At 47.0% G+C, this 25,990-nt stretch carries 18 protein-coding genes, 1 tRNA gene and 1 riboswitch; of the genes, 8 read left to right on the plus strand and 11 right to left on the minus strand.

Annotated features, from left to right (window positions below; genetic code table 11):
- Nucleotides 1-89 precede the first annotated feature (89 nt).
- From AC4BAP_RS00655 to AC4BAP_RS00670, 4 genes are all read right to left on the minus strand, one after another.
- The gene (locus AC4BAP_RS00655; RefSeq protein WP_490580679.1) at nucleotides 90-2,462 is read right to left on the minus strand and encodes an endonuclease; all 2,373 of its coding nucleotides are present in this window, start codon (nucleotides 2,460-2,462) and stop codon (nucleotides 90-92) included.
- A gap of 143 nt (nucleotides 2,463-2,605) precedes the next feature.
- On the minus strand, nucleotides 2,606-4,528 hold the full coding sequence (locus tag AC4BAP_RS00660) for a DUF8696 domain-containing protein (RefSeq protein WP_490580680.1): 1,923 nt from the start codon (nucleotides 4,526-4,528) through the stop codon (nucleotides 2,606-2,608).
- Between the two features lie 309 nt (nucleotides 4,529-4,837).
- A tRNA-Met gene (locus AC4BAP_RS00665) sits at nucleotides 4,838-4,913 on the minus strand.
- A gap of 83 nt (nucleotides 4,914-4,996) precedes the next feature.
- Nucleotides 4,997-6,757, minus strand: coding sequence for a BamA/TamA family outer membrane protein (locus AC4BAP_RS00670; RefSeq protein WP_490580681.1), 1,761 nt, complete (start codon nucleotides 6,755-6,757; stop codon nucleotides 4,997-4,999).
- A gap of 224 nt (nucleotides 6,758-6,981) precedes the next feature.
- On the opposite strand from AC4BAP_RS00670, the gene hemW reads away from it, so the two are divergent.
- From hemW to AC4BAP_RS00690, 4 genes are all read left to right on the plus strand, one after another.
- Complete coding sequence (gene hemW / locus AC4BAP_RS00675; RefSeq protein WP_490580682.1) at nucleotides 6,982-8,109, plus strand: radical SAM family heme chaperone HemW; 1,128 nt, start codon at nucleotides 6,982-6,984, stop codon at nucleotides 8,107-8,109.
- A gap of 91 nt (nucleotides 8,110-8,200) precedes the next feature.
- Nucleotides 8,201-8,620 carry a hypothetical protein gene (locus AC4BAP_RS00680; RefSeq protein ID WP_490580683.1) on the plus strand — a complete coding sequence of 140 codons (420 nt, stop codon included), beginning with the start codon at nucleotides 8,201-8,203 and terminating at the stop codon, nucleotides 8,618-8,620.
- A 76-nt stretch (nucleotides 8,621-8,696) separates the two neighbouring features.
- Nucleotides 8,697-9,470: a cyclase family protein gene (locus AC4BAP_RS00685; RefSeq protein WP_490580684.1), complete on the plus strand. Its 774-nt coding sequence runs from the start codon at nucleotides 8,697-8,699 to the stop codon at nucleotides 9,468-9,470.
- Nucleotides 9,471-9,535: 65 nt separating this feature from the next.
- Nucleotides 9,536-10,375, plus strand: coding sequence for a DUF3575 domain-containing protein (locus tag AC4BAP_RS00690; RefSeq protein ID WP_490580685.1), 840 nt, complete (start codon nucleotides 9,536-9,538; stop codon nucleotides 10,373-10,375).
- Between the two features lie 276 nt (nucleotides 10,376-10,651).
- Here AC4BAP_RS00690 and metF read toward each other — a convergent pair whose 3' ends face one another.
- The 4 genes from metF to rplU form a co-directional block, all read right to left on the minus strand.
- Nucleotides 10,652-11,608 (minus strand): methylenetetrahydrofolate reductase [NAD(P)H], encoded by a 957-nt coding sequence (metF, locus tag AC4BAP_RS00695; RefSeq protein ID WP_490580686.1) that lies wholly within the window; start codon nucleotides 11,606-11,608, stop codon nucleotides 10,652-10,654.
- A gap of 373 nt (nucleotides 11,609-11,981) precedes the next feature.
- Nucleotides 11,982-15,689: a methionine synthase gene (metH, locus tag AC4BAP_RS00700; RefSeq protein WP_490580687.1), complete on the minus strand. Its 3,708-nt coding sequence runs from the start codon at nucleotides 15,687-15,689 to the stop codon at nucleotides 11,982-11,984.
- Nucleotides 15,690-15,760: 71 nt separating this feature from the next.
- Nucleotides 15,761-15,870: riboswitch (SAM riboswitch) on the minus strand.
- Between the two features lie 259 nt (nucleotides 15,871-16,129).
- A complete protein-coding gene (rpmA, locus tag AC4BAP_RS00705) occupies nucleotides 16,130-16,399 on the minus strand; it encodes a 50S ribosomal protein L27 (protein WP_490580688.1) in 270 nt (89 codons plus the stop codon).
- 73 nt (nucleotides 16,400-16,472) lie between these two features.
- Nucleotides 16,473-16,784, minus strand: coding sequence for a 50S ribosomal protein L21 (gene rplU, locus AC4BAP_RS00710; protein ID WP_490581141.1), 312 nt, complete (start codon nucleotides 16,782-16,784; stop codon nucleotides 16,473-16,475).
- A gap of 643 nt (nucleotides 16,785-17,427) precedes the next feature.
- Here rplU and AC4BAP_RS00715 point away from each other — a divergent pair.
- The 3 genes from AC4BAP_RS00715 (at nucleotide 17,428) to AC4BAP_RS00725 (ending at nucleotide 22,346) form a co-directional block, all read left to right on the plus strand.
- Nucleotides 17,428-18,387: a ribonucleoside-diphosphate reductase small subunit gene (locus tag AC4BAP_RS00715; protein WP_490580689.1), complete on the plus strand. Its 960-nt coding sequence runs from the start codon at nucleotides 17,428-17,430 to the stop codon at nucleotides 18,385-18,387.
- Between the two features lie 354 nt (nucleotides 18,388-18,741).
- Nucleotides 18,742-21,123: a ribonucleoside-diphosphate reductase subunit alpha gene (locus tag AC4BAP_RS00720; RefSeq protein ID WP_490580690.1), complete on the plus strand. Its 2,382-nt coding sequence runs from the start codon at nucleotides 18,742-18,744 to the stop codon at nucleotides 21,121-21,123.
- A 140-nt stretch (nucleotides 21,124-21,263) separates the two neighbouring features.
- Nucleotides 21,264-22,346 carry an SIR2 family protein gene (locus tag AC4BAP_RS00725; protein WP_490580691.1) on the plus strand — a complete coding sequence of 361 codons (1,083 nt, stop codon included), beginning with the start codon at nucleotides 21,264-21,266 and terminating at the stop codon, nucleotides 22,344-22,346.
- 153 nt (nucleotides 22,347-22,499) lie between these two features.
- Here AC4BAP_RS00725 and AC4BAP_RS00730 read toward each other — a convergent pair whose 3' ends face one another.
- Complete coding sequence (locus AC4BAP_RS00730) at nucleotides 22,500-23,183, minus strand: hypothetical protein (RefSeq protein ID WP_490580692.1); 684 nt, start codon at nucleotides 23,181-23,183, stop codon at nucleotides 22,500-22,502.
- A gap of 299 nt (nucleotides 23,184-23,482) precedes the next feature.
- Entirely contained in the window at nucleotides 23,483-23,935 is a 453-nt protein-coding gene (locus AC4BAP_RS00735; protein ID WP_490580693.1) for a hypothetical protein, read from the minus strand.
- Nucleotides 23,936-24,000: 65 nt separating this feature from the next.
- On the opposite strand from AC4BAP_RS00735, the gene AC4BAP_RS00740 reads away from it, so the two are divergent.
- On the plus strand, nucleotides 24,001-24,252 hold the full coding sequence (locus tag AC4BAP_RS00740) for a hypothetical protein (RefSeq protein WP_490580694.1): 252 nt from the start codon (nucleotides 24,001-24,003) through the stop codon (nucleotides 24,250-24,252).
- On the opposite strand, the gene AC4BAP_RS00745 is transcribed toward AC4BAP_RS00740, so the two are convergent.
- Nucleotides 24,241-25,983 (minus strand): T9SS type A sorting domain-containing protein, encoded by a 1,743-nt coding sequence (locus AC4BAP_RS00745; RefSeq protein WP_490580695.1) that lies wholly within the window; start codon nucleotides 25,981-25,983, stop codon nucleotides 24,241-24,243. The two genes, AC4BAP_RS00740 and AC4BAP_RS00745, sit on opposite strands and share 12 nt — an antisense overlap.
- Nucleotides 25,984-25,990 lie beyond the last annotated feature (7 nt).

Genomic DNA, 25,990 nt, shown 5'->3' on the forward strand with positions numbered 1-25,990 from the left:
GTGCAGACAACACTGCGATACCACTAAAAACAACAGGCCCCGCAACCGAAGCTGCGGGGCCTGTAATGCTGTGCTAAGGACGCTATAACTTACTTCGTCACAACCAGTCTTTGCACAGCCTGTAGTTTATCGGCTTTGACGTGAACCATGTATACACCTGCAGGCAAATGAGCCACATCCAGGGCCTTCTGACCAGTGAAATTGCCCAGATCCTTGCTGTACACAACCTGGCCTAACATGTTAACGAATATAACCTGAGCCTGCTTTAAAGTATGCTGTGTGTGCAAGACCATCATATCGCTCACCGGGTTTGGATACATGGTTATACCCATAGTTGCGGCTGGTGCGGACAGTGCTGTTGCAGTGGCACCATAAAGCCCAACATCATCCACATTCCATACTTCGTTTGAAGAGTTATTCTTGAGCAACAGTTTAAGCTTTACCGATGACGTGCCGTCCGGGATGTTTACCTGAATTCTGGAAGGGGCTTTATCAAGCGCAATATCACCGATTTCGTTGTTTGCCTTGATAAATGTTTTGGTGATTGGCGAGCCGGCCATCGTAGTTAACACAGCCGTTCCGTTCATGCCATACCTCACATTATTATCAGTCTGGTCACCAGTGATTCTTACATCCGGCGTTGCGGAAAAGGCAGCACCATTAAGGGCCACATATACTTCAAGCAGGTCTCCGTTCTCTATCCCGTTGCCAGTGGATACAGACACTGAAGAATTATACAGCTCCACATAAACACCCGTCTTACCGGTAACATCCACAGAGGCAAACTCAAGGGTGCTCGTAGTGGAGTTAACCTGATGGCTTGATCCGCTGCGCAGACGCTGGCCACTAGGGTAACCTGTGTTTACTGACGATTTGCTAAAGCCGGAAGTAACTGCCCACCCGTCTGTAGCCGTTCCATTAAAGTCCTGAAGCGTAATCAGGTTACCATTGGATACAGGCGGAGTTGTGGTTGCAGCGGTAGTGGTAGCACTTTGAGTCGGGGCATTATTGGTGGCATACTTATACCCATTAGAACAGCTTTCAAACAATTGCACATAGTATAAACTGCCAGCCTCCAGACCAGTTATGGTTACGCTGTTTCCGTTGCCATTGTAAACCAGCCTGCTGCCATCAGGCAACGCTGAAGCCAACGTATAATTTGCATTAGCGCCTGCATAATCATTCCCATCGGCAGGCAGAAACGTTACTCCCGATGCTTTGCGCAGCACAACCAGCCTGCCGTCACCGGTGCCATTTGTCCAGTTAAGTATAAAACTTGTTTGGGTGATGCCGGTTACCGTTACCGCTGATGGTATTGCTGGTGTACCACTGCATGTATAGTCTGGCGTGGTTATCGTGGCTGTCGGTGCGTTAGTTAGCACATAGCTTTCTGTGGAGGAGCAAAACTCGAATACCTGCAGATAGTATGTTTTGTTGGCTGCTAAACCTGAAACGCTTACGCTTGAGCCGCTGCCGTTGTATACAATCCGGTGTCCGTTGCCCTGGTCGGTAGCCAGGCTGTAGTTGCTGTTAACCCCTGTGTAAGTGCCAGATGGATTTAAAGTTACCTGGCTGCCTTCTTTTATTACAACTAAGCGGTTGCTGCCATTGCCATTAGTCCAGCTCAGGTTGAAAGAAGTTGAAGCAAGGTTATTTATCACCAGGTTAGAAACCGGCGTATTGGCCTCGCACACAAACCCCCAGGCTTTGGCTACCAGCTCCGGATAATCGATGTATGGGTTCCTGTTGCCCTGTGCTACCTCAATACGGTTGTTACGCTCCCGCTCTCTTGCGTCTACAGGGTCCTGCAGGTGCCACTGGTACAGTGTATTCGGATCTGCCACCGCCGATAAAACTCCTTTGCCTGCATCAAAGGTTTGCCCGGCGTGCATGGTATAAAAGTAGAAGATAGCCCTGGCCAGGTTACCCTTGTGGTCTTCGCGTGGCTCAAAATGGGTATTGGTGTCCTCACTGTACTCATCAATATTGGAGGTTGGTATACTAGTCTGAGAAGAGGCGCCTCTGATCCATTTTGTAGTTTGGTTGTCTGGTATCTCAGCAAAGGGATCGCTTCCACGGTCACTGTTCCAGGTGGTATGTGTCGGGAAAAGGTGGTGTATGTCTGAGCGCATTCTTACAGCCTCATCAAACCACGATTGCGGCACTGTGTGCTCACAGTTAATGATACCTACATCTGTTGAAATGCCGGTTTCGCTGTAAGGTTTGCTTTCCTGATAACCCGAATATACACAGGTTACCATGTTATTGTAGTTGTCGATGTAGTTGTACATCTTTCCGCGGGCTGTACTGTAATCCAGCACCACACGCTTCCCGTCGTACCAGTTGGTACGAAGCCAGGTTTTTAACTCGTCGCCAGACAGGTTGGATGGAGGTGCGGTTTGCGCATGCGCGTATTGCACTACCAGCAGCAATGCCAGTACAATGCGTAGAATTCTCTTCATATTAAGGATGGAATGGGTTGATTGTGAGGCAAAAGTAATTGATTCCACCACTTACAGAATATGCGCAGGCATTATATTATTGTTATTATCTCAATATTCTACAACTTGTGTTATAAATTCTTTAAAAGAGGCAATCTACAGAGCTACTTTATAATTGCGATTCGTTGCAAAAACTGCCTCTTATCAATTTCCAGGAAAAGGACATACACTCCGTTATTGAGGTGAGTCAGGTCTATGCTAAAATGTGAATTTACCACACTAGTTGCCTGCTTATGCACCTCTCTACCAGCCAAAGTATAAACCGTTACCCTTAAGTTGTGCAAGGGTTGCCGCGTTTGCAAGATAACCTTACCTGAGCTTGGGTTAGGAGCAAGCAAAATACCCATATTTGTAAGGTCGGACGTTATAGCATTTGGTTGTGGTGTTGCATATACTTCCTCTGAAAAATCTGAGAAGCACCCCTGATCATTCTGCACACGCACCTTATAGGTTCCTGTTTCCTCGATAGTAATGCTTTGGGAGGCTGTTTTGTTAAGCTCGACACCATCTTTAACCCATGTATAAGCCACACCTGCTATACTTGAGGTTAGTGTTGTGGCTCCCTGGTTTATACTTGGTTTTGCCGGGGCTGGCAGCACCGTAATTTTAACAGGCTCACTTATACTTGGAGAGCAAAACTCAGACACAACGAGCCTCCTGAACCATGTGGTCTGGGTAAGTGCTGCCGGCTGAAAAAATTTACTGCCTTTTTTATCGAGGTTTGGCACTGGATTATAATTAACGCCATCCGTACTGTATTCCCAGTCATACTCGTACAGTACCAGTTCACCTCCTTTTGGTGCCAGCCCTCCCAACTGGGCAGGAACCATACCCGCACAAATCGTCTGGGGCTCCCCTATATTGTTTTCAGAAAATTCCTCCTGAACCCGAAGCATAACCATTTTCCGTGGCCCTGCGCACCCTGCTCCGTTTACTGCTTCAACAAAATACGCTGTATCCTGCACAACAGGGTCAGTGTAAATAGAAACACCCTCTTTGAACACATAGTTGGGTCCTCCTGCAAAGTACCAGCGATAAGTTAACCCTGACTCAGGGTGCTTTATACTTAGTTTAGCACTGTATCCACTGCAAACATGTAATACATCTACTTCCGGCAATCCTGGTAAAACCGCCACGGTTATGAGCACAACATTACTGTAAGAGCTTTCTGATGAAGCGGCACTAACTTTTCTTCTGAACCATTTCGTATGTTGTAGCTCACCAGGCTCATAATCTTTTGAGGCTGCACCTTCTATCCCCGTAAAGTTTACGCCATCTACGCTTTGCTCCCATTGGTAAGTATAATTACCGCCACCTCCCGTTGGCTGTGAACCTACTAACGTAGCCACCCTTTCTCCGGCACATATCGTATGGCTTGTTCCGATAGAGTTGTTTCCCACAGCAGTATTCACTGTAACAGTATATGCAGCTCTGGAGCTTATGCAACCCAAAGAACTCATGGCTTCAACATAATACGTTCTGCTGCTCACCAGCTGTGGGGTGTAATAAGTAACCCCTGTTGCAATTGGGCTGCCGCCTGTGCTTGCGTTAAACCAACGGTAAGCTAGTGTGGGATCGGGAGATATTACCTGTAGAGTGGCAGAACTCCCATAGGGTATCGTAACACCACCATCAGCAGGCTTTACAGGTACAGCCTGAACTTCTACTTTAACAGCATTGCTTATACTTTGCTGGCAATCACTTGTTACAACACGCCGAAACCAAGCAGTTTGTGTTAAGGCCCCAGATTGATAGTTTTGATTTGTAGCACCTTGAACAGGCACGAAACCTTCATTCGCACCCACACTGCTACGTTCCCACTGATAACTGTAAAAGCCATTACCGCCAGTTGGTACTGTACCTGAAAATATTGCCGGAACCTGACCTTCGCAAATGGTTTGAGCAGAGTTTACCTGGTTGTTTTGTATAGCAGCAATCGGGCAGGTTTGCGCGAATAATGGGTAAGCCTGCAGTAAAAGTAGCTTTGAAAGCAATAAAAGTATGGCTTTGGGTAAAGTTTGATTCATACAATGTATAGTGGCTGGCTTTAAGTATATAGCATGGCTAATATTACTAAAAAGCAATTAATATACAGTCAGCAACACATAATAATTTACTATGAACCAGTGTTATGCGAAGGGTGCTAGAAAAGACGATGCCGATCTAAATTGTGAAACAATACTTAAAGTATAACTGGATATTGTTTTGCTGCGCAGAGGACTTCAGAAGTTTTAAAATGAGCAATCCGCGGTTTGACTTGTGGTAACATGGGATAAAGTTGAAGGCTTAAACAAAAACAAAAAAGCCTGACTCATTTCTGAATCAGGCTTCTCTTTTGGTAGCGGGAACAGGACTCGAACCTGTGACCTTTGGGTTATGAGCCCAACGAGCTACCAACTGCTCCATCCCGCACTGTTATTGTGTTACAAAAGTATAGCAATAAACTTTACTATGCAAGTATATATACCCAAAATCGCTAAAAAAGTTGAGAAGTTTCAGAACTTACTGGTCACCCCAAAGTGTATCTTCGAGTATTTCAAGGACATAGGCTGTTGCTCGGATTTACCCAGAGAGTAAACTAATTGAAAAATACCTGCCCCGGTACTAAAGCTGATGCCGCCGCCTACGCCAAACGGAAAGTCGGAAGCCTCGCTGTTTTCAAGATCGCTGCGGTAGTAGGCCTGATCGTAGAACAACAGCACATACGAATCAGAGGCAGTGAACAGGCGGTACTCCAGTGTACCCACAGCGTAGGAGGATGCAAAGAAGAAGTACTCATCAAAGCCACGCAAGGTGTTCAGTCCCCCGATGCGGTACATATCGTTCAGGAAGATCTGGTCGTTTAAGAGGGCCTCTCCGCGCAGGCGGGTCAGTAAAGCACTGTTCTTACTCAACCGCAGGAAATTCTCTACCCGCAGCCCCAGGCTCAGCTGTGTTGTTTTCAGGTCCAGGGTATCGTAAAAGCTCTTCTCAAGGTCGCTGTTGCGCAGCAGGGTCTTTTTACCAGCCGCAAACTGCAGCTCCACCAGCCTGCCACGCCTCGGGAAATAGAAGTCGTCCAGGTTGTTCCAGAGATAGTTCAGTCCATAGGTGTTGGTGCGGGCATCGGCCAGGTCCAGCCTTTGTAGGCTTTGCACATTTGCCGAAGACAGAATGCGGGAGTTACGCCACTCGGTAAACACACTGAACTTGCCATACTTTAGAGTATAATAAGCCAGCTGTACCCGGGGTTGTATGGTAATAAAAGATGAGTCCTGCTTCAGAAGATTAAACTTTGTACCTAACTCGAAAGGCGTTCCCAACAGGTTTGGGTGCAGGTACTCGCCGTTAAGTATAACCGAGCCTTTGTTTACCCGTCGCCACTGCAGGCCTAACTGTTTGCCACTGCCTCGAATATTCCGGATATTGAGGTTAGCCTCGCCGGTTATCAGCAATTTATCCTGCCGTGTCGGGTCTGGCAAAAAGCCTACAACACCATCTATCTGGTTAGCCTGCCTGTCGTCCAGGAAATAGTATACTTTGGCTTTATCGCGCACGAACTGCACTTGCGGAGGCCGTGTTTGCCGGATGTAGGGCAACGAGGTTACCATGCGCTGCGATGCATTCACCTGGTCCTGGTTGTAAATCTGGCCAGGCAGCAACTGCAGGTAGCGCATCAGAAATTTAGGCTGCGTTTTGGTATCGCCGATAATTGCCAAGGAGTCGTAGGTTACCACAAAGGCTTTCTCTACCATCAGAGCTGCCTCCATTCTGCCATTTTCTATCTTCACGGAATCCAGCCAGACAGAGGCGAAGGGGTAACCGTTGCGTTCAGCATAGTTCAGGATCCGCTGTTGCAGCTTCACGTATTCGGCAGGCTTAAACGGTACATGCCGGTAAAATTTCTCCCGGAAACCCGACTCTATTAATATACCCTCGCTCAGGTTGCCATTGCGGAGCTGTGCCCACTCATAGCGCTGCCCTAAATGCAGTTTCACGTGGAGCGTATCGCGGCGCAAGTATAAACTGTCGGCAGAAGCAAGCAGGTAGCCGTCCTGGTGAAGCTGATACACCAACGCTTTTGCTTCTTTGCCAGCCTCGGCAGAGTCGGGAAGGGCATTGCGGTAAGTATAGTTCTGCAACAAGGGCTGCTCGTGGGGCAGGGGCTGCACATGAAGTATAATTTTGGCCCGGGGCGTAGTAACAGGCTGCTTTTGTGCCTGCACATGCGGCAACCACAAAAGTAAGCTTAATACTACGAGGGCTATTTTATACATTTGCGTGATTAATGTGCTAATGGATTAATGTGCTGATGTGGTAATAATTTAGTTATACATCAGTAGACAAGTATACTTCTAAGGCAAATGTAACGATAAAGCATTGAATGTTTTTGGTTTACTCATTTATCGCCAATTGAACAATTAGTCAAGTTTATACATTCACTTATTAGCGCATTACCACATTAAACAATTACCTCATTAACTAATAAACAATTTATACTTTGTCCGGCATTTACCTCCATATCCCTTTCTGTAAGCAGGCCTGCCATTACTGCGATTTCCACTTCAGTACATCCATGGGGCACAAAGAGGCTACCATACAGGCTATTGCCCGGGAACTGGAGCTGACGCAAGCTTACCTGCAGGGGCAAACGGTGCGCACCATATACTTTGGCGGCGGCACGCCTTCATTGCTTACCAGGCAGGAACTAGAGTTAATGCTAGAAACCATAAAAAAGCTGTACAAAGTTTCTGAGGATGCTGAAATTACGCTGGAAGCCAACCCCGACGACCTGAAACCGGAAAAGCTGCAGGAACTGCGGGCAGCAGGCATTAACCGCCTGAGCATTGGATTGCAGTCGTTTCATGAGCCGCACCTGCAGCTGATGAACCGCGCCCACAACGCTACCGAAAGTTTGCAGTGCGTAATAGATGCACAGGCAGCAGGGTTCGAAAACATTACCGTAGACCTGATCTATGGCATACCGGCACCTGACCACACCATCTGGCACAAAGACCTGGAAACGCTCTTCTCGCTAAATGTGCAGCATGTTTCGTGCTATGCCCTTACCATTGAGCCCGACACTGCGCTTGGTCGCTGGAGCAAGAAAGGCAAGTTCACCCCATCCGAAGATGACTTTACCGCACAGCAGTTTGAGATTTTACTGGAGCAGATGGCGCAGCATGGTTTTGTGCAGTACGAGATCTCTAATTTCTGCCAGCCTGGCTACGAGTCTAAGCACAACAGCAATTACTGGCGTGGCGTGCATTATCTGGGTGTGGGCCCAAGTGCGCACTCTTTTAATGGCGTGTCACGGCAATACAATGTGGCAAACAACCGAAAGTATACCGAAGCCATTACCCAGGGCACAATACCTTTCGAGCTGGAGACGCTAAGTATAGCCGACCAGGCCAATGACTACCTGCTTACAACCCTGCGCACCATCTGGGGCTGCGACCTCACCCTGCTGCGCAATAAGTATAAGCACGACCTGGAGGCAAAGCATGGCGCTTATTTACAGGAACTTCAGCAAAAAGAACTGGCAAACATAACAAACGGAGTGCTGTTTCTAACAGATAAAGGCAAACTACTGGCAGATCAGATCACCCTGGATTTACTGGCAGAGTAAAACAACTGCATTATTAAACACAAAAGCGGCTATGCTCCGTACAAAAATAAAGGCTGTATGCCGAACATCAGGCTAAAATCTCCATAGCACCATGTCTGTATTAAACCTCTCACTAGTGTATCATTCCGATGACTTCAAAATTGAGGCCGATGACAAGCTTGCTTATATCCGCACCGAATGGCTGCGTCCGCTTACAGATAAGGAGTTTACCGCAGAAGCCATGAAAGCGTACCAGGTAATAGCAGACAGAAATGCCGAAAAAGTGCTTGTAAACGCTCAGCAGGTATCTATACTTGGCCCCGAAACCAAAGACTGGCTTTCCAACACCTATTACACTCTTTTCTCAGATACTGCCGTTAAAAAGATGGCCAGGGTTATGCCTGATAATCTTTTTAAAAAGCTTGCACTGGCATCTGTGGTCACCCGTGCCGAGGCATCCACCAACATTTCTTATACTATCCAGGATTTCGCCTCTGAGTCAGACGCTGTCAACTGGCTCCTGAACGGATAAAAGCGCTCAATTTTCCCACTCTCCAAAGTATAGGTTTCAGCAAATTAGTTTATACTTGCCAAAAGCTTGATATACTATGGAAGCCACCATCACTTACCAGAACCAGATTTATACTTTTGATCCGCTGCACCCCCTGGACATCTCCATGCCCCTGCACGACAGGCAACCGCAAATGGAGTGTTTCTGGGCAGAGCCGGTTCAGTTTGATGTGATACGTGTAGGTGATTTTGTGGGCAGCGTGGCAGAGGGCGGCAGCACCAACTACAAACGGGTGCACGTAACCCCGCACGGCAATGGCACCCACACTGAGTGCTACGGCCACATCTCCGCCGACGAGAACGCTACCATCCACAACTGCCTGAAGCGCTTTCTGTTTGTGGCCCAGCTGGTAACGGTGCAGCCAAAGCAGCAGGAAAACGGTGATCTGGTGGTAATGCTGGAAGATGTGGAAAAGCAGCTGCAAAGTATAAAACCCGAGGCGGTTATACTTCGCACCCTTCCGAACACAGATGAGAAACTCACCCGCCACTACTCCGGCACCAACCCGCCATACTTAGAGCACACCATTGGGCAATACCTGGCCGAAAAAGGCATTCAACATTTGCTCCTGGACCTGCCCTCTGTGGACCGTGAGATGGACGAAGGCAAACTGCTGTGCCACCATGCCTTCTGGCAGTACCCGAAAAACACCCGCTGCGGCGCTACCATCACCGAGCTGATCTATGCCCCTGACCATATTGCAGACGGTTTATACTTGCTGAACCTGCAGATCGCCAGCCTGCAACTTGATGCCAGCCCCAGCAAGCCTATACTTTATACTTTGCAGCCAACTCTGAATCAATATTTTTAGTTATAATTTCAATTAATTAAATCCAATTCCGTTCAACCTTCGTTATAGTCGAAAAATTTAATACTATGATGAAAGGTTTCCTTATTATTTGTTTCTTTTACGCGTCGTGCTGCTTTGGGCAGGATTTAAATCCATCTGTAAGTCAATCAGATACAACAAATGTTTTAATTAAGAGTACTGTTACCTCTGAGTTAGAAGTACCTGAGGTATTCAGGAAGAATATCGTGAAAATGAACCTGTCTTCGCTGGCGTTTAACAACTACAGCTTCAGCTATGAACGCTCTCTATCTCGCAAAACCACAATTGTAGCCGGTTATAGATTTATGCCTGAAACTATCGCCTCGCACATGTTTGCTTCTAAAGAGTTGATCAACAGCATTATGGAAGATGAGGGTGACGACATCACTGATGACTTAGATAGTTCTCTTTTGGCAAATACGACCTACACCGGGGAAATAAGGTTTTATACCGGAAAAAAAGAAGGGGCAAGGGGCTTTTACGTGTCTCTTTATGGCCGGCACATGAACCTTGAGCTAGCTTTCCCTTACGATTATACTTATAACAATAACACGTATCAGCTCCCTTTTGATGGCCGGATGACTGGTTTTGGAGGTGGCGTAATGTTCGGAGCCCAATGGCTGATTGCCAAGCGCGTTGCTTTAGACTGGTACATAATAGGGGCTCACTACGGCAAATTTAACATCGACCTGCCTGCTTCTGTAAACCTTAGCACCTTAAGCGAAGCCGGCAGAAAAGATCTAATAGAAGAACTGGAATCAGTAAATGGAGAAATAGCCGGCGTCGACGTAATGGCAACAGTAACGAGCCAAGGCGCACACCTGACAGGCAAGGCTCCTTACATAGGTATAAGGGGGGCAGGGCTAAGCTTAGGGGTAGCCTTCTGACACCTGCCGGTTTATTTCGGTTTGTGAGAAGTAAAGTATAATCTGGGGTCTCCCCTTTTGGGCAGGGCCGTTAAGTCTAACGAAAATTGTCCCCTTGAGGACAAGTGAAAACGGGAGTTTGAAACTTGTCCTCAAGGGGAGAATCGTTGTACTGCTATATTAATGCTTTAAGCATCACTGAGGAGCAAATTCTTAGAACTTAACGGGCCCGCCCCTATGCGGTATCCCATTGTAAGTAAAGCCAGTCTCTCTAAACCGGTATACTTGCCCTACTACTTAAAACAGTGCCTCGGCCACTTTCCGCACTGAGTCTGACTTGCCCATGGAGTAGTAATGCAGACACGGCACGCCGAACTCCATCAACTCTCTGGACTGCTGTATGGCCCATTCCACGCCTACCTGCGCCGCTGCCTTGTTATCCGGGCACGCCTCTATGGCATCCGCCAGGCCGCATGGTATTTCCACATGGAACAGGCTTGGCAGTAGCGTTAACTGGGTCTTGGTCGTCATCGGCTTCAGGCCCGGGATGATCGGCACGTTTATACCTTCGGCACGGCAGGCATTCACAAAATCGAAATACTTCTGGTTATCGAAAAACATCTGCGTAACAATGTAATCAGCGCCTAGTTCTACTTTTCTCTTCAGCCAACGCAGGTCCGATCTCATGTTGGGTGCCTCAAAATGCTTTTCAGGGTAACCGGCCACGCCGATGCAGAAATCGGTGCAGCTGTTGCTCACTTGCTCATCGTCCAGGTAACAGCCGTTATTCATCTTCACCACCTGCTCAATCAGTTCTGAGGCATAATGATGGCCACCCAGCTCCGGCACAAAACGCTGCTCACTCTTCACGCAGTCGCCGCGCAGCACCAGCACATTGTCTATACCCAGGAAGTGCAGATCTATCAAGGCATTCTCGGTTTCTTCTCGGTTAAAGCCTCCGCAAATCAGGTGCGGCACCGTGTCTACCTTATAGTTATTCTGGATGGCTGCGCAAATACCCACCGTGCCCGGCCGCTTACGTGTGGTGATCTTCTCCAGCAGTCCGTTCTCGCGCTGTTTGTACACATACTCCTCGCGGTGGTAGGTTACGTCTATGAACGGTGGCTTAAACTCCATCAGCGGGTCTATGTGGCTGAACAGGGTTTTCATGTTCTCACCTTTGAGTGGGGGCAGTATCTCAAAAGTGAACAGCGTTTTGCCGTTAGCGTTTTTGAAGTGGTCTGTTACTTTCAATTTATGTTGATTTTTACCTCACCCCGGCCCTCTCCTAAAAACAGGAGAGGGTGAAGCAAGATTGAAGTATAACTAATTACATTTTGTGCTGTTCCGGATTTACTGATCTGGAACCTGTTCTGCTGCGGATATCCTTATCCGCTTTACCCACCCCTGCACCCCTCCGAGGAGAGGACTTCTGTCACTACAGCTCTTAAGGCAAATTACCTGTCGTCTCCGCTTAACCTCCCTTCACACAAGATCCTTACAGGATGACAAAATAAGAAAGCAGCTATTATGATGGCAGATGAAGCAGTAACAGCAGATTCCCCTCCTTAGACAAGTCGAAGATCCCGGACTTGTTTCGGGAGAGGGGTTAGGGGTGGTTGGATACTTACACCGCCTGCTGCGCCACCGGCTTTGGCTCATAGTTCAGGTTTGGCGACAACCAACGCTCCAGCTCCTCTTTCGGCATACCTTTGCGCTGCGCAATGTCGGCCACCTGGTCTTCACCGATCTTGCCCAGGCCAAAGTAGCGCGACTCCGGATGAGAGAAGTACAAACCGCTCACCGAGGCAGCCGGGTACATGGCCAGGTTCTCAGTAAGTATAACTCCGGTTTCCTCAGCATTCAGTAAGTTAAACAGCGTGACTTTCTCCGTATGGTCAGGGCAGCCAGGGTAGCCTGGAGCCGGACGAATGCCTTTGTATTGCTCTTTTATCAGGCCTTCGTTATCCAGTTGCTCTTCCGGTGCGTAGCCCCACAATTCCTTGCGCACCTTTTCGTGCATCAATTCGGCAAAGGCCTCGGCAAGCCTGTCTGCCAGCGCCTTTACCATAATAGCTTTATAATCGTCGTGCTCGGCTTCATACTTGGTCAGCAGCTTTTCAATACCAAATCCAGCTGATACCACAAATCCGCCAATGTAATCGGGCACACCTGCCTCTTTCGGTGCCACAAAATCAGAGAAAGCTAGATTCGGCACGTTAGCACCTTTTTTGCCTTGCTGCCTTAAGGTATGGAATTCCGTCAGCACGTTTTCACGTGAATCATCGGCGTATACTTCGATGGTATCGTCGGCCTGCACGTTGGCAGGATAAAAACCTACCACGGCACGTGCTTCCAACAGCTGCTTCTCCACGATCTCCTGCAACATACTTTGTGCATCATTAAACAGCTTGGTTGCCTCAGTGCCCAATTCCGGATCATTCAGGATTTTCGGGTACTGGCGCTTGAGCTCCCAGGTATGGAAGAACGGTGTCCAATCGATGTAGGGGACGATCTCCTCCAGAGGGTAGTTGGTGTATACTTTGTTGCCCAGGAAACTTGGTTTGGTAGGATGTGCCTCAGCCCAATCCACTTTATACTTGTTGGCGCGGGCTTCTGCTATACTTGCAAATGCACGGTCTTTAGTTCGGCCCAGGTGGTCTTCGCGCAGCTTCTCATACTCTGCGTTTATATCGGCAATGTAGCTGTCGCGGTTGCTACCCAGCAGGCTGCTTACCACCGTTACGCTACGCGATGCATCGTGCACGTGCACCACCGGCCCGCTGTACTGCGGCGCGATCTTCACGGCGGTATGTACCCGCGAGGTTGTAGCTCCACCTATCAGCAACGGAATTTTCATACCTCTGCGCTCCATCTCCTGCGCCACATACACCATCTCATCCAGCGATGGCGTGATCAAACCACTCAGGCCAATTATATCTACCTGTTGCGCCTCGGCCTCAGCCAGGATCTTATCCAGCTGCACCATCACGCCCAGATCTATTACCTCGTAGTTGTTACAGGCCAGCACCACACCCACAATGTTTTTGCCGATGTCGTGTACGTCGCCTTTAACGGTAGCCATTAATATTTTACCCTGCGAGGATGAAGAGGAACCAGCCTTCTCGGCCTCCATAAAAGGCATCAGGTAAGCCACCGCCTTTTTCATCACGCGTGCGCTTTTCACCACCTGCGGCAAAAACATCTTTCCGGCACCGAACAGATCACCTACTACCGACATACCTGCCATCAACGGACCTTCAATCACATCCAGGGTTTTAACGGCTTTTTGTCTGGCCTCTTCAGTGTCTTCATCGATATGCTCTACAATACCGCGTACCAGTGCATGCTTCAGGCGTTCTTCTACCGGAGCATCGCGCCATGTGTTGTCGGCTGCTGTGGCTGTTTTACCTTTGCCTTTGATGGTTTCAGCGTAAGTGACCAGCTTCTCTGTTGCATCCGGATAGCGGTTAAAGATCACGTCCTCGATCAGGTCGCGCAGTTCTAGCGGTACTTCCTCGTAAATGCCCAGCATACCGGCGTTCACAATGCCCATATCCATTCCGGCTTTCACGGCGTGGTAGAGGAATACCGTATGCATGGCTTCACGCACAATATCATTGCCCCGGAAGGAGAAAGACAGGTTACTCACACCACCACTTACCTGTGCGTGCGGTAGGTTGGCTTTAATCCACTTCACCGCCTCAATGTAATCTACAGCATAGTTGTTATGCTCTTCGATGCCGGTGGCGATGGCCAATATGTTCGGGTCAAAAATAATGTCCTGCGGTGGGAAGCCTACTTCATCCACCAAAATGCGGTAAGAGCGTTCACAGATCTCAATGCGGCGCGGCAGCGTATCAGCCTGGCCGGTTTCGTCGAAAGCCATCACCACTACAGCAGCACCATACTGGCGCACTTTGCGGGCCAGTTTCTTAAAGGCTTCTTCGCCTTCTTTCAGGCTGATGGAGTTAACAATGCTTTTACCCTGCGTGCATTTCAAACCAGCCTCAATCACGCTCCATTTCGAAGAGTCGATCATGATCGGCAGTTTGGCAATATCGGGCTCGGAGGCGATCAGGTTGAGGAAGTCGGTCATGGCCTGCTCTGAGTCGAGCATGCCTTCGTCCATATTCACGTCAATGATCTGGGCACCGCCCTCTACCTGCTGCTGTGCAACTGCAAGTGCCTCTTCAAACTTACCGTTAACGATAAGGCGGGCAAACATCTTAGAGCCGGTAACGTTGGTGCGTTCGCCGACATTTACGAAAAGTGTGTCCTGGGTGATGGTGAGGGGCTCGAGGCCGCTGTAGCGGGGGAGAGGGGCTACTGGTGTGGGAGTGTGCGGTTTATACTTCTGCACTAAGTCTGCGATTACTTTGGTGTGTACAGGTGTGGTGCCACAACAACCACCGAGTATATTTACTAAGCCTTCTTTCAGGTATTCTTCAACTATAGCGCCCATCTGCTGGGCAGTTTCGTCGTAGCCACCAAAAGCGTTTGGTAAACCAGCGTTCGGGTAGGCGCTGATGTAGCAATCGGAGATACGGGCCAGCTCTTGGATGTGCGTTTTTAACTGACGCGCACCCAGGGCACAATTAAAGCCCACGCTAAGTATAGGTGCATGCGAGATCGAGTTCCAGAAAGCTTCCACCGTTTGGCCAGACAAGGTACGGCCACTGGCATCTGTAATCGTGCCCGACACCATGATCGGGAGCTCCTTGCCGCCGTCGTTTACAAACTGCTGTATCGCAAAAAGAGCAGCTTTACAGTTAAGCGTGTCAAATACCGTCTCTACCAATAGTAGGTCGGAGCCGCCATCCACCAAACCACGCACCTGCTCATAGTATGCCTCCACCAGCTGGTCAAATGTAATGGCGCGAAAGCCGGGGTTGTTCACATCCGGGGAGAGGGAAGCCGTGCGGTTGGTGGGGCCGATGGCACCTGCTACAAAGCGTTTGTGCGCAGGATCTTTCGCTTCTAGCTCGTTTGCTGCCTCACGTGCTATTTTGGCCGATTCATAGTTCAGCTCATACACGATATTCTCCAGACCATAATCGGCCATGGCTATACTTGTGCCGCTAAAGGTGTTTGTCTCTATGATGTCGGCACCGGCCTCCAGGTACTCGGTATGGATGGTTTTGATCACATCGGGACGGGTAATGGATAGCAGGTCGTTATTGCCTTTCAGGTCGGAGGGGTGATCTTTGAAGCGCTCGCCACGGAAATCGGCTTCCGTTAGCTGGTAACGCTGGATCATGGTGCCCATGGCGCCATCGAGCACGAGCACGCGCTCCTGCAGCAAAGTATAAATCGGATGTGTTTTGGCGATCATTGTTGGTGTCTTTCTTCTCGTAAGTCTTTGCGTTCGCTTATCAAGAAGGACACCCCAAGGCAGGATATACTATCTTATCTTTTCCTGGTTAAAGTATAACCAGGAAGGGAATTAGCACCAGGCTTGTACAAGGTTGCTAAGACGTCATAGGGCCCTATCCCTCGGTCTTTCTTGATAAGAAGCTGCAATTTATCAGATATATGTGAAATACGAAATCTTTTCGGTATTGATTTGCTGATGTTAACCCCATAAAACAGAAAAGGACACTTAACGTGTCCTTTTCCTCAAAGTCTAATCTACTTTTAACGGTAAATCAAACTCTATGATATTATATACGCCAGTTTATGGCCGATGTTACCGAATTGTTAAAGTTTTTTCAATAAAAAAAGGGACACCTCATGGCATCCCTTTCTCCTAACTGCATAACAGTTATACTTTGCTTACGCTTCTGCTTCTACCTTAGGAATTACAGAAACATAAGAACGGTTTTTAACGCTCTTTCTGAACTCTACAACGCCGTCAACCAAAGCAAACAAAGTATGGTCTTTGCCCATACCCACGTTTTTGCCCGGGTGGTGTGCAGTACCTCTTTGTCTTACAATGATGTTACCAGCGATGATGTCCTGGCCACCGTAAATCTTAACACCAAGTCGTTTTGAGTGTGACTCGCGGCCGTTATTAGAACTACCAGCTCCTTTTTTGTGTGCCATTTTGTTTAAAATTTAATTCAGGTTAGCGGGTGCATCCCCTGAAAAGATTCTTCGATTAATTTCTTCTTACTGCTTAACCAATGCTCTCGATCAGGACCTTAGTGAAGTGCTGGCGGTGACCATTCTTCTTACGGTATCCTTTTCTTCTCTTCTTTTTGAAAACGATTACTTTGTCGCCTTTCACAGTGCTAGTAAGGATTTTTCCTACAACCTTAACACCTTCAACGAAAGGAGCACCTAAAGTAATAGTGCCGTTATCATCAGTAAGAAGAACATTGGTGAACTCTACGGCGTCACCCTCATTGCCGGAAAGCTTGTTAGCGTAGATGAACTTACCGCTCTCTACTTTGGTCTGTTGACCTGCGATTTCTACAATTGCGTACATCAGCTTCAATGTATGTTTAAAATTTAGTCTGCAAAAGTACGGCACATATTTTAATTATGCAATGCCTTATCGCATAAATTGTTACCAGTTACCAGATCCTACACACTAAAATGTGGATAAAAATGTTGAAATCCACAACGCACTTTTTTAAAGCCCCTGAATTGCCCTGCAACTTGTTTTGCATCAATAGGATACACAAGCCGTCACTTATCCACAAGCCAAACCCCTGATGTGTAAATCTATTTTCAGCTTACACAAATCACCCCAGCCACCCTGCTGGTTTTACACAAACCATTGCGCCTAAATCTGACAAGATTACTCACAAAACCCACTCACATAGCCGCAAAAGGCATTTTACAGAGATTTAATAGTTTCTTAACAATATTCTAACAAAAATATATAGCTTAACAACTATGTGGATAAGCGTGTGCATTGCTGCATAACACACACACGATCAAACGCTTAAAACAATGTGAATAAATTGAACAACTTTCGTCGGCAAATTCAAGTTCAAATCTATATATTTGAAGTCAGGATAGTACCGGATGCCAGTCAGACATCCAGCTAAACATAAATTCTTACAGGGTGTTTTCTAAGCAAAGTTGCTTACCCTTCAACAAATAAAACGCTTACTTACTAGCTTATGGAGCCAATACTACAAGAGAACCCAAACCGCTTTGTACTGTTCCCAATCCAGCACGATGACATCTGGCAGATGTATAAGAAGGCTGAAGCCAGCTTCTGGACTGCCGAGGAGATCGACCTGTCGCAGGACCTGAAAGACTGGGAGAACCTGAACGACGGTGAGCGTCACTTTATCAGCCACGTATTGGCATTCTTTGCGGCATCCGACGGCATCGTGAACGAGAACCTGGCGATCAACTTCATGCAGGAGGTACAAATCCCGGAGGCGCGTTGCTTCTATGGTTTCCAGATCATGATGGAAAACATCCACTCGGAAACATACTCGCTTTTAATAGACACTTATATAAAGAAGCAGTCTGAAAAGGATTACCTGTTTAACGCGCTGGAAACGGTGCCGTGTGTTAAGAAAAAAGGAGAGTGGGCGTTACGTTGGATCAACAGCGAGAAATTCGTGGAGCGTTTGATCGCTTTTGCGGCTGTGGAGGGTATTTTCTTTTCTGGCTCTTTCTGCTCTATTTTCTGGCTTAAGAAGCGTGGTTTAATGCCTGGCCTTACTTTCTCTAACGAGTTGATCAGCCGCGACGAGGGCCTGCACTGCGACTTTGCCTGCCTGCTTTACTCTATGCTGAACAACAAACTGCCGGAAAGCCGTGTGCAGGAGATCATACGCGATGCCGTAACCATTGAGCAGGAGTTTGTAACAGACGCGCTGCCGGTTGACCTGATCGGCATGAACGCAAAGCTGATGAGCCAGTACATCGAGTTTGTGGCTGACAGATTGTTAGTGGCCCTGGGCTGCAGCAAGATCTACAACTCGACCAACCCATTCGACTTTATGGAAATGATCTCGCTGCAAGGCAAGACAAACTTCTTTGAGAAGCGCGTGGGCGAGTACCAGAAGGCCGGCGTAATGGGAGACAAAGACAAAAATGTTTTTTCTCTGGACGAAGACTTTTAAGATAATTAGAGATTCACTATGTTTAGGAAGCCAAAGGGAAAAGGCCCATCTTCTTTTCCTACCTAAACATTAATACATACTTACCACTGCACGATGCCTGCAGCCTTTATGTAACAGGCCTGTGCAGAATCTTAGTTGGCATAACTGCCATCAGATGGGGTATTTCTACCCTGCTATATAGTAAAAGCATTTAGCTTTACACATAATCAGTTGTACTACAACGGCTTATACATATAATACCGTATTGGCTACTTGTATACCTCATAGTGCATAAACTCCTGCCATAAGCAGCAGGGCATCTATATATCATTCAGTCAACCCGAGGCCTTTAACCTCGCTAATAGTATAAATTATATGTTAGTAGTTAAACGAGACGGCAGACGCGAATCCGTCAAATTCGATAAAATTACGGCACGCATCGAAAAGCTGTGCTATGGCCTGAACATGGACTATGTGTCGCCGATCGAGGTGGCCAAGAAAGTGATTGACGGGATTTACGATGGCGTAACTACCGTGGAGCTGGATAACCTGGCGGCAGAAACAGCGGCGTCGCTTACCACCAAGCACCCTGATTATGCGGTACTGGCGGCACGTGTGGCTATCTCAAATTTGCACAAGGTAACGAGCAAGTCGTTCTCCAATACCATGAAGCGACTTTATACTTACACCGACCCAAAAACGGGTGAGAATGCGTCGCTTATCGCCAAAGATGTGTATGAGATCATCCGTAAAAATGCGGCTCTACTCGACTCTACCATCATCTACGATCGGGATTACAACTACGATTTCTTCGGCTATAAAACCCTGGAGCGTTCATACTTGCTTCGCCTGGATGGCAAGATCGTGGAGCGTCCGCAGCACATGCTGATGCGTGTGGCCGTGGGTATACACAAAGAAGACATTGAGTCTGCTATTGAGACGTATAACCTGATGTCGGAGAAGTGGTTTACACATGCCACACCAACGCTATTTAACGCTGGTACGCCTAAGCCACAGCTGTCTTCGTGCTTCCTGCTTGCCATGAAGGACGACAGTATACCAGGCATTTACGATACCCTGAAGCAATGTGCACAGATTTCGCAAAGTGCCGGTGGTATCGGTCTGAGCATCCACAACATCCGCGCAACGGGTTCATACATTAAAGGCACCAACGGCACCTCCAACGGTATCATCCCGATGCTGAAGGTGTTTAACGACACGGCCCGCTACGTAGACCAGGGCGGCGGAAAGCGTAAAGGCGCCTTCGCTATCTACCTGGAGCCATGGCATGCCGATATCTTCGACTTCCTGGAGCTGAAGAAGAACCATGGCAAAGAAGAAAACCGTGCCCGCGACCTGTTCTACGCCCTCTGGACTCCAGACCTGTTTATGAAGCGTGTAGAGGAGAACGGTGACTGGAGCCTGTTCTGCCCGAACGAGGCACCTGGTCTGGCTGAGTGCTGGGGCAAAGACTTTGAGCGCCTATACGAGAAGTATGAGCGTGAGGGCCGTGCCCGCAAAACTGTTAAAGCTCAAGATCTATGGTTCCATGTGTTGGAGTCGCAGATCGAGACGGGTACGCCATACATGCTGTACAAAGACCACGCAAACCGCAAGTCTAACCAGCAGAACCTGGGTACCATCAAGAGCTCTAACCTGTGCACCGAGATCATGGAGTACACCAGCGAAGATGAAGTAGCTGTTTGTAACCTGGCCTCTCTGGCGTTGCCTCGCTTTGTAAAAGAGGAAGGTGGCCATAAGGTGTTTGATCACCAGAAGCTGTTTGATGTAACCTACCATGCAACAGTTAACCTGAACAAGGTTATCGATATAAACTATTACCCGGTACCTGAGGCAAAGAACTCGAACATGCGTCACCGCCCGATCGGGTTGGGTGTGCAGGGCCTTGCTGATACTTTTATTCACCTGCGCATGCCATTTGAAAGTGATGAAGCACGCGGCCTGAATAAGGATATCTTCGAGACGATCTACTTCGCAGCCATGACGGCTTCTAAGGACCTGGCCAAGAAGCAGGGACCATACGAGACGTTCAAAGGTTCTCCGCTATCGGAAGGCAAGTTCCAGTTTGATATGTGGGACGTTACTCCGGAGAGCGGCCGCTGGGATTGGGAAGAACTGCGCCAGGAAGTAATTAAGCATGGTGTGCGTAACTCACTGTTGGTTGCTCCGATGCCTACTGCTTCTACTGCACAGATATTGGGCAACAACGAGTCGTTTGAGCCTTATACTTCTAACATCTACCTGCGCCGCGTACTAAGTGGCGAGTTTATGGTAGTGAACAAGCACCTGCTGCGCGACCTGATTGCCTTGGGCATCTGGAACGATAAGATGAAGAATGACATCATCGCAGCAAACGGCTCTATCCAGGAAATTCCAGCTATACCGCAGCACATCAAGGACCTGTACAAAACAGTATGGGAGATCAGCCAGCGTGCCGTGATCGATATGAGTGCTGATCGTGGCGCTTACATCTGCCAGAGCCAGTCGCTGAACTTGCACGTGCAGAACGTGAACTTTGGTAAGCTGACCTCGATGCACTTCCACGCCTGGAAGAAAGGACTGAAGACAGGTATGTACTACCTGCGCACCAAAGCAGCTGTAGATGCCATCAAGTTTACCGTAGAGAAACAGGCCGCCGAAACCCTGTCGCCAGTGTATAACCAGCAAGATCAAAACCGCAGCGATATGAGCTGCTCACTCGATAACCCAGACGCTTGCGAAGCTTGCGGATCGTAAATAACTAAAGAAGGAGGGCTGATTGTCCTCCTTCTTCTTTTTTCCTACCAATTCTATACTTCCTGTTACTACTGGCTCCCTGCTAGCGGATGGAATACTGTTATTTATACTTTTTAGCCCATTCTTTATAGTATACAACATTGAAACCCATTCTATTTACTGGTAATGGCTTAAACAGGCTATTAGCAAATATTATCAGGAATTACTCTTCGGATAAAGCTCCTTGTGATTTAAAGTTAGAATTAGATATAATTGCTAACAACATTGACGATGTGGCAGGACTTTGGGAAAGATTTAAACAAGCGTTTCCTAAAATCAAGCAGTTTCACCCCAATCTATGTGATGAACAGATACTTAGTATTTGGAATGCATTTTCGGATGAGGACCTTGTCAAAAATGTTATTCCTATGAATTTAATAGATAAGCTGAATAGTAAGTTTGATATAACTCGGAAAGAAAGTCTCAAAGAGGTAGCTTTAGATTTTAAGAGATTTGAAGGCTCCTCAGGTTATAGCACAATACGGAAGCTTTTTCCAAGCTTTGGCTTAAACTTTGAAAATATGCTAAAGCATAATGGAGTAGAAGAGCTTTTTATTTGTACCACAAACTATGATGGCATACTAGATACCTTGCTTACCTACCCTGTAAGGATAAATGGCACTCATTTTATTTACAGTGATGGATTTGGAAAAAGCAGTTTGCCAGGCCATCTAAAACTGTATGAGAACTTTTTAAAAAGTTCCAAAAGGTGTATGGTCCATTTACATGGCTCATATAAATTCGCAAAAAAAGGAGGCAATACATATAAGTTAATAGGTAACATTTATAATGATGAGCCTGTTCTTGTGTTTAATAACCCATTTCTAAAGGAAAAAGAGATTCTTGATGATCAGGTTCTTTCTAGTTACTATAGAACGCTTGTTGAAAAGTTGAAGACCAATAATAGGATAATCATTATAGGAAACTCCTTTAGAAATGAACCGCATATAAAAGAGCTAATAAGTAACTACTTTGATCGTCCTAATACTGAACTCATAGTATGCTCTTTAGATCCGGATGAAGTTGTAAAAGAGCTACAAAACTATTACTCAAAAGAGATTTATCAGTTCTCTACTAAAGAGATACATAGTGAGCGACAGTTATTCAGCTTGCTCTATCAACTCTTTATGCCAAACATTAAGAATAGTGATACAAGTATAAACAACAGAGGTCTTGTAGCATAGCTGCCTAACTTCTACAAAGTTTTACAGACCTCGCGGCGTCTTTACGACCCGCGAGCGTCTAACCCTCCATAACCTAAGCTACGAAGCAATAGCCTTCACATCCTTAGACACTCGCAGGAGCTGCGCACGCTGCGAGGTCTGCAGGGAGCTACTTTAATACTCCAAGCTAACATCTATGGTGTTATAGTATAGCGTGGTTGTTCCCTCGAAACCTGAATCTGTGCCAATAATAAGCCATAAATTGCCATTGCTGTCGGCTGTGATCTGGACAGGATTTTGCAGGTTGTCTCTTTGAATGAGCTTGTACTCCGAAGTATTCCCCGGTATACCTACATTACCCAGCACTACCATGTCCTGGCCGCCCTGCGACTGCCCGCCTTTGTCGATGTTCATCCTGACATTGTTGCCGGCACCCTGCATCTCTACAGGGATTGGCTCAATTGTACTGCCTCCGGCTTTTAAATACACGCTTCCCCCAGGGCTGCCGCCAATTCCCGCTGATTGCTCCGGATACTGTGAAGCGAGTTCTATTTCGAAGGTAACGCTATATGTATGGTTCGGCTCAAGTCCGGTTATCTGCTTTTTCATAAACATGAACAGATCATCGCTTATGTTACGTCCAGACAATTTCATGGCCATACTGTTCTCACCAATCTCGGCTGGGAGGGCTTCACGGTCAAACTCAAACTCGAAGCGGCTTTTGTCCCAATCTTTAGGGTAATCAGCGAACCCTCCTTGCCAGCCTTCAGCGTTTTGCTCAAAAGTATAAGTGTAGGAAGTGTTTGGCGTGATGATGCTGTCGTTGTCATCGTCGCATGCAAAGCACAATACTGACATGACGAGCCAAGCAGAAAGTTTATTAATAGTTTTCATAGTTGTAGACTTAGGTTTTGTATAACATACTTAAGCCTACGGGTGTGTAAAAAGCACGTTATCCTGCAATACATAGTATGAAAGCTGCTTTTTTAAAGGAGAGGCTGGGAATGATCGGCAGGGGAAAAGCTGTTATTTACTTGCGAGAAGCTTTTATACTTGAAAGAAGTATGATCTATACCTGGTAGCTGAAATTGACTCTATTAGCCTTGTTTGCGAGATTGCCCTTATGTACGAGGTGTTCGTTAACCTTAATGTATAAGTTAAGCACCTTTTTGATGAGGTTTATGGTCACTGGATTTCACCTCGGCTTTTAAGGGTTCAAGCAGCCACTCCAGTGCCTCTTCTTCGGTAACGAACTCTTTGATTACCATGTCTCCAATACTGCCAGCCCGCTTATACAATTGTTCCATGGCCATGTTGTTAAAAATGTCTGCAGAGACCACAACGGCCATACGCCGGAGCGGTGTAGCTAATAGTTTTGGTAGAAGTTCTAAGGCCGCCCATTGCAGGTCCTGTTGCCTGATGGCGCGCATTGTTCTTTGATCTGCCAGCCAACGCTCAAGCTTTTCATCCTGACAGAGTTGCGCGCAACGCAAACCGTTTTCTCTAAACTCCGGGCTCGAAAGAAAACCACGCCACTCCGCTTTTCCCAGTTGCTTGTCTTTGTCAACCAGGATGCTAACCACATCACTTTGATAGCGCAACTCCAGCATAGTGTAAAAGTTCTTAATATATTTATTATATACGAACATAGGGGTGATAGGAGAAAGCCCCATACATGGGGAACCTGCTACTGTTTTTAAAGGTAACATTATTCAACAAAATAGCACAACGCTTTTCCCTGAAGCTTCGTTTTCTGCTAAAATGGTTTGTTGCCGATACGGAATTGAAGCCTTTAAGTGAGGGGAGGCACGTTATTATTTGCTTTCCGGTTAGTGGTTTAAAGGGTGTAGACCCTGAAAAAACAAAACCACCTGCCGGAATAGAGCAGGTGGTTTCTAAAACTACACTTAATCTGTTACTGTTTTAAAAAGCGGAGCGTTTCGTGGCGTTGCCCATCGCTTAAAGAAACAAAGTATGCGCCACCTTTCAAGTTCTGTACACTTACTTCGGCTTCTGCTCCTGAGGTAGTAGTCATCTGTTTTACCAGTCTGCCTGATGCGTCCAGAACGGTCAGGTTAACCTTGGTTCCAAAACCCGGAAGGCTGATGTTGATCACATCTGTGGCCACTGTAGGATAAAGTACCGGCTTAGCAGCTATACCTGCCACTTTGTTTGTAAGCTCTATGGCAACAATGGCAGAGAAGGATGTTGTTCCATTGTAGTCTACCTGCTGCAGGCGGTAGTAGTTAAATCCAACCACAGGCTTCACATCATTGAAAGTATAATTTATAGTTCTGTTGCTGTTACCGTTGCCTTTTACTTCGCCAATTTTAGTAAAGGTCTTGCCATCCTGGCTACGCTCTACTAAAAACTTGTCGTTGTCTTTCTCCATTGCTGTTACCCAGGTAAGCACGCTCTGGCCATTCTTCAGTTGCCCTTTAAACGAAGCCAGCTCCACAGGCATTGCTGTTATACTTTCTTCTGCCATAGCCCAGGAGATATCGCTTATCCCTATGCCTTGTCTGCCTTTGGCGGCATCATCGTTAAAGTATCTAAGCTCTACGCGGTCTATGTTGGCAACAAAGCTGATCGTAACGTTACCTTTGTTGGAGGTTACTTTTGAGTCCACACCATCCACTTTAGCTCTTGCTGCGCCATTGCTAAACTCATTCGACACAGTAGGCAGCATCATGTTTTTAGTTAAAGGTATAGCTGTGGCACCGTCATACCCGATCACCTGTATCTTATCTAAAAACTGACCGGCGTTACGGTCCACATCGTACAAGGTAAAAGTCAGACCAGAAACACGCTTACCAAGCTGCATTGTAACCTGCGTGCCTGCTGCTGCTCCGGCCCCAGACTGAATTAGTGTAAGTGTATTTCTATTTAAGAAAGTAGTACTCACCGCGTCTGTCTCTACCGTAGTGCCTGTACCAATGTTAGATCTTGTCCAACGCATGGTTACACCATCTACAGTATAAGGATTAACGGAAGTAGCGGAAGAGGCCGTGAACGGTTTCTCGTTTACAGGCCGCGTGCTCCATCTGAAAGTGGAAGTACCCGTTACAGGTGTGCCGTTAATCATCACGTCATCCATGGCATAGTAATCCGTGTTAACGTTATTTACATTTATTGTCCATCTTAAGCGTACGTTTGGACGATTATTTACTGCAAACGGAAGCGTAATAGGAGCACCATTGTTTACGGCACCCCAGCTGAAGAAATTACTGGTGTTTTGTGTAAACCCCGTCACTTGTACATAGTTCACTCCATCAAGGCTGTACTCCAGCTTAACCGGGTTTGTATTGGCAACGAAAGTAGTATTACCAGAAGGCGAAGTAACGATAGTACCATTTGACCTTCTATGATACTGTGTTCGGTATTCTTTCCAGGTGATCCTGATATCCTTTAGGTTATATGTAGAGATGCTATTGTTAATAACCAACACCTGTTGCCCTGAAGCCGTTGTGCTTGTCTGGGCGTAGTTGCCGGCAGTGTACAGCGTATCGGAGTAAGGAGCAGTATTTGTAATGATAAAATTAGTAGCTGTAAGGCCGCTTATGTTATTATTAAAATTCTCGTGGTAAACTATAACCTGAGCCTGAGCAGCTGCAAGGAAGGTAAAGAGTGTAATAAGTAAAATGTAAAACTTTTTCATAAACTAT

Source organism: Pontibacter sp. GD7 (genome assembly GCF_058216375.1).